The organism is Lysinibacillus sp. ZYM-1, assembly GCF_001308875.1.
In the GTDB taxonomy this organism is placed as follows: Bacteria; Bacillota; Bacilli; order Bacillales_A; family Planococcaceae; genus Lysinibacillus.
Map to the genome: position 1 here is coordinate 1 of NZ_KQ465174.1, position 5069 is coordinate 5069.

Annotated in this window: 5 protein-coding genes; 3 read left to right on the forward strand and 2 right to left on the reverse strand. The window is 35.4% G+C overall.

Annotated elements, in window-relative coordinates:
* Positions 1–922: 922 nt before the first annotated feature.
* Positions 923–1972, reverse strand: a complete 1050-nt coding sequence (locus AO843_RS23640) for a hypothetical protein (RefSeq protein ID WP_197279003.1) — start codon at positions 1970–1972, stop codon at positions 923–925.
* The gene (locus tag AO843_RS23645) at positions 1962–2537 is read right to left on the reverse strand and encodes a sigma-70 family RNA polymerase sigma factor (RefSeq protein WP_054613492.1); all 576 of its coding nucleotides are present in this window, start codon (positions 2535–2537) and stop codon (positions 1962–1964) included. Before AO843_RS23645 ends, AO843_RS23640 begins: the two co-directional genes overlap by 11 nt.
* A gap of 586 nt (positions 2538–3123) precedes the next feature.
* Here AO843_RS23645 and AO843_RS23650 point away from each other — a divergent pair.
* The 3 genes from AO843_RS23650 (at position 3124) to AO843_RS23655 (ending at position 4651) form a co-directional block, all read left to right on the forward strand.
* The gene (locus AO843_RS23650) at positions 3124–3807 is read left to right on the forward strand and encodes a flavin-containing monooxygenase (protein ID WP_369814454.1); all 684 of its coding nucleotides are present in this window, start codon (positions 3124–3126) and stop codon (positions 3805–3807) included.
* A gap of 67 nt (positions 3808–3874) precedes the next feature.
* Positions 3875–4093: a hypothetical protein gene (locus tag AO843_RS25675; RefSeq protein WP_369814455.1), complete on the forward strand. Its 219-nt coding sequence runs from the start codon at positions 3875–3877 to the stop codon at positions 4091–4093.
* A 111-nt stretch (positions 4094–4204) separates the two neighbouring features.
* Entirely contained in the window at positions 4205–4651 is a 447-nt protein-coding gene (locus AO843_RS23655; RefSeq protein ID WP_054613493.1) for a MarR family winged helix-turn-helix transcriptional regulator, read from the forward strand.
* Positions 4652–5069: the final 418 nt, after the last annotated feature.

Sequence of the window (5069 nt, forward strand, 5' to 3'; positions counted from 1 at the left end):
TTCAGAGCGCTATCAAGAAAAATTAAACGGCTTGAGCCCCTTGGAATTCAGGGCTCAAGCCGCGTAAAGCATTTTTATTATTTCCACTGTCTACTTGACAGGGAGCACTTCATAACATTTGGGGTGCAGATCAAAATAAGGAAAGCGTCTTTCTTCATGAAAGGACCATATTATTGAATAACACCTTTTCATGAAAGATTACCAAAGGACGCTTTTGGGACTTTTTTTATTTAACTAACAAAGTAATTATTTCAAAAAGAGGAAGAACTTTGTAGTGAACGGTAACGTCATAATATTAAGTTATATAAGGGGTGAAATTATGGGATTTTGGTATTTCTTGATATTATTTGTAGGATTATTTTTAGTGATTAAGGGGCTACTTGGGAAAAAAAGATTAAGCTCGCTTATTGGATTATTATGTATTTCGTTCTCAATATTTATGTTTTCTCCAGGAAGTGATGAAATCATTTCGAGATTATTCAATTTGAATTAGAGTGTAGGTAGAATATTTATAAGTATTTTCACTAAGGAAGATTTCCATCTGGGTACTTGCTCCACAAATCGGGCATGATTGTTGAGCAACATAGATAGGGAATGAACAAACTTTTTTATAAAAGAATGAACCAATTAAAAATATTTAGTGGGTGTTTTGATCAATCTTTTTTCAAAACACCCACTTTCTTTTTGTTCGTTTGTCAAGGTTCTTTGCATTAATTTCAACAAACTTTATTCTAAAACAAGTTTGATTATTTTTTAAACCCTAGTTGTACTAAAAGCCCATTTGTTTAAGTACAGGTTTGTAATAAAGTTTGATTAAAAGCACCTCATGCTACCATTCGAATTCATATTCAAGAAGCAACCATTGAATTAGATGTACTCAAGCGATATTTTGCCAACCTCATCCGCCTAGGACTTGTTATTTCTACCATGGTGTTTCAGTTTTATGTTCAATAACTTGTAATACTTTCGGTTCAACAGCTTTTAACATTTGTTCACTTGAACGATTGTTTTTAGGAACATCGTCATTATTTTCACCTTGAATTTGTCTTTCAGCCTGTGTTTTTGCAATCACATCAATCACTTGTTGTTTAGAGACATTTTTAGATGCTGCAATCTCGACAACAGATTTACCTTTTGCTAATTCTTGTTTTAATTCTGTTGGGCTAATTTTTAGTAAAGAAAATAGTTTTTCATCGTTTAAAAAAGAATCAGCAGTATAATCAGGCTTACCATTTGTAGAGAAAAAACCTTCTACTTTAATGTTTGAAGGTGTAGTCTCACCTCCGATCAGAGAAACACTGATTGTATTGTCCTGAACAAATACCTGGTAGAAAGGTGTTTTTGATCCCTTTTTGGTGTAATTCAACATAAACGTTTTTTGATCCGGGTTCGCCATTTGCTCCATAGCAAACTCGTACTCTTCGATGTTGCCATACATTTTATCAATTAGATAATCTACCTTCGACTTGATTTCCTGATCGGTTAAGGCAGTGAGTGGTTTCTCCTTTGGCTCCCAATTCTCCTGATTCACGTGTTCAATCGCACCCGTAATACCGTTTGTATGAAGGGAAATCTTTTTGCCGATTCCTCCTTTTTCCTGCAGTATGATGCTTGTTTGGACACCTTGAACCTTGCTTGCATTGATAATCTTAAACGATTTTGTTTCGGGAAATGCGTTATACAGCTTCTCAAGTGTTGCTTTGCCAACCTCATCCACCTTGACTTGTTCAACAGTCATTGGTGTTCTAGTAAGCATTTCAATCAGGCTAGGGGCCGCAAATGCTGCGGTTGGAATCAAAATCGCAGTAGCAACTAATCCACTAATTAATCGTTTTTTCATGTTTATTTCGCTCCTTTTTCGTTGGAAATATTGAGAATAGGATTGTTCTATTCGTTTGGAAATGGCCGGAGGGCACTCCAGAGTTTCTGCCTCTTTGTGCAGATGTTCACGGATTTTGCGTTCAATTGGCATTGATCTCTTCCATCCTTTCTGGGGGGAGATTACTTAAGTTTTTTCGAAGCACCTGAAGGGCAGCATGATACCTGGACTTGACCGTACCCAGCGGAATTTCGAGCAATGTCGCTATTTCCTCAAGTTTATAGTCGTGAAAAAAGCGGAGGACAATCACCGATCGTTGTTTGTCCGTCAGTTTTTGGATCGCCTGCGATATCATTTGCTTCGTCCCATCCATCAACACAGTAGGTTGATCCCAATGAGACTCTTCCCGAGAAAAGGCACGGATGCGTTCAAAAATTCGGAATCTCCGCCAGCTCTTGACCCGAAATCTTTGCACTTGACGGATTACCAAGCCGTGTAGCCAGAAGTGGAAAGGTCGGTTCGTATCGTAGTTAGCAAGTGAGGTCCACATTTGCATATATATCTCATTAATGACATCTTCCCGATCCTGCTGATGATCCACCAGAAAGGAGACTGTCCGGTAGACGTCCTGATAGGTGGCATCATACATCGTATGAAACGCCTGTTGATCACCTTCTTTCATTTTTGTGAGTAATTGGTACATATATTCATTTTGCATTCAGAGGGTCCTCCTAAGTAAGCTTACACACTATATTGTCTCTCTATCAAAAAAAGGTTCGGTTCTTTATTTGCAAACGGCTGAGTGTCGGCGGCCATCGGTCAGGAAGACAACCAGGAGTGCAACGACGTATGGCAGCCGTGGCCTGTCTAGTGCTTTATTTTTCAGTCTAGGTCATAGCATGGTGATTTATTTCATTTTAATTTCCCGTTTCTTATTGCTGGTTACTTGGGGGCATTCTCATATTCTTTTACACGGCGATAAAAGGTATTTGGCACAATCCATCTTTTCTCCTTAACTCTGTTAAGATGATAAAAGAGTATCAAAAGGCTAATGAAAAACAGAATTTATCAGATATGATCAAACTTTATTACCCTTTGAAATATCCTTATCCAAAGAGGTGAAGCATCGCAACTTTTTTATAAACGTCGCGACTTTATTCAAAACATCGCTTATTTTTTATAAATTATTAATCTTTATTTTAAATCAACATTCATTAATCAAAATGTTAAGGCTAGATAAGAAGAATTAGTGTTCTTATTGTTATTAATACTTGTAAAATGCAAATACTTAAGGGGGAATAGAAATGAAAGAGACACTTGATGTGATTGTTATTGGAGGAGGGCAGGCTGGACTTGCAGCAGGATATCATTTACAGAAAAAAGGTCTACGATTTTTTATATTAGAGGCAAGTAATCAGATTGGGGGTTCTTGGCGAAGTTATTATGACAGTCTTAAATTGTTTTCTCCAGCAGGGTTTTCCTCTATGCCTGGCATGAAGTTTCCTGGAAATCAGAATCGCTATCCAAAAAGAGATGAAGTCGTTCGATATTTACAGGAATACAAAAATAAGTTTCAATTATCTGTTTTAATTAATCAGAGAGTTGATTTAATAGAGAATAATAAAATAGGTTTTACTGTTCGAACCGTCACAGGTGATATATTTCAAGCTCGATCAATCATTAATGCTACAGGGTCATTTAATAATCCTTATATTCCTAAAATTCAAGGGAAAGAAGTTTTTCAAGGGGAAACACTTCACTCATCAGAATATCGAAATACCGAGCTATTTCATAATCAAAGGATAATCGTAATAGGAGGAGGGAATTCGGCTGTGCAGATTGCAGTTGAACTGTCTGAGGTTAGCCAAACTACTCTTTCTGTACGACAACCAATAAAATTTGTAAAACAACTTCTACTCGGACGGGACATACACTATTGGTTGAAAGTAATTGGTTTTGATACCTTCCGTTTCTGGCGCTTTGGATAAACGGCACCAAGATCAAATGCCGTGAACAACGATTAATGTTTACTTCTTTCTATGAAGATGGAGTTATTTGGCCGATGGAGAAAGGGAGCCTGTAGATACCATTATCTATGCCACAGGATTCAGACCACATCTTCCCTATATGAAATTACTTGGTGCATTAGATGAGGAAGGAATGCCTTTACAAAAGGCAGGTACTAGCACCACACCTCTTAAAGTTGCAGATGCAAATGATCGTTGGAGAAGATGCCAAGTATGTTGTAAAAAAGTTACTTCTCCATTTGAATAGTAGAAACGTAGAAACTTTTAAAGTAGGGAAAACATCTTCAAAAAAAGTTAAATATACTTTAGTTGCATTTTGCAAATAAATAATATATATGTCTTTATAGGAGATGAATAAATGGAAAATAAACGTGAACTTTTTCAAATCTTAACTCAAAAGTTTGCTTTACTAAATAAAACATGTTGTTCTGTAGGGTCAATTAACATTACACCAATACAGAGCCGTATTCTATATGAGATAGACAAACAAAGTAATTCTTCCATGCAACAAATAGCAGAGGCAATCGGAATGGATATTACTACATTTAGTAGACAGATTCAAACTCTAATTAAGATGAACCTTGTCAAAAAAACTCCTCTAACATCAGATAAAAGAGTGTACATTTTATCATTAACAGAGGAGGGTACATTTATCGCTACTACAATTGATGAAATGATAAACATTTATTTAAATGAAGTATTTTCGCATTTGAATGAGTTCGAAAAAGAAACTGTTTTACGTTCAATTGAACTTTTAAACAAAGCTATGGCTAAATCAAGCTTTTGTTGTACACCTTCTTCATAATACGTTACTAAAGAAGTATTGGAGAATAATAAAACATAATCTTTAAAGAGCATGTTTCTGAGCGTACTCTAATTTTATGTCTAGTAATATGTAGTCCACCAATAAAAAAGGTAAAACGATATAGTTACTTTTATTGATAAACAAATTCTATTGTTTAGTAAGGTTAAAATCATTAATTCTTATTCAACTAACGAAATGAAATCGGAGCGACGATTAGTAGTGTTCATTATTAGAAGTGTTTGAAGAAAAGTGTTGACTGATAAAAAGTTATTATGTTATATTGTAGAACCTGTCACTTGGACAGTGAAAAAATATTTTGAAATAGTTATTGACTATTGTTTTACATTCTGATAATATTAATTCTTGTCGCAGGACGATGAATGAAAATGAACTTTGAAAACTGAACAAGCAAAACGTA

What these genes read in the sequence shown, in the direction of transcription:
- AO843_RS23640 (WP_197279003.1), bottom strand. Translation starts at nt 1,972, where the DNA reads ATGCCAATTGAACGCAAAATCCGTGAACATCTGCACAAAGAGGCAGAA.
- AO843_RS23645 (WP_054613492.1), bottom strand. Translation starts at nt 2,537, where the DNA reads ATGCAAAATGAATATATGTACCAATTACTCACAAAAATGAAAGAAGGT.
- AO843_RS23650 (WP_369814454.1), top strand. Translation starts at nt 3,124, where the DNA reads ATGAAAGAGACACTTGATGTGATTGTTATTGGAGGAGGGCAGGCTGGA.
- AO843_RS23655 (WP_054613493.1), top strand. Translation starts at nt 4,205, where the DNA reads ATGGAAAATAAACGTGAACTTTTTCAAATCTTAACTCAAAAGTTTGCT.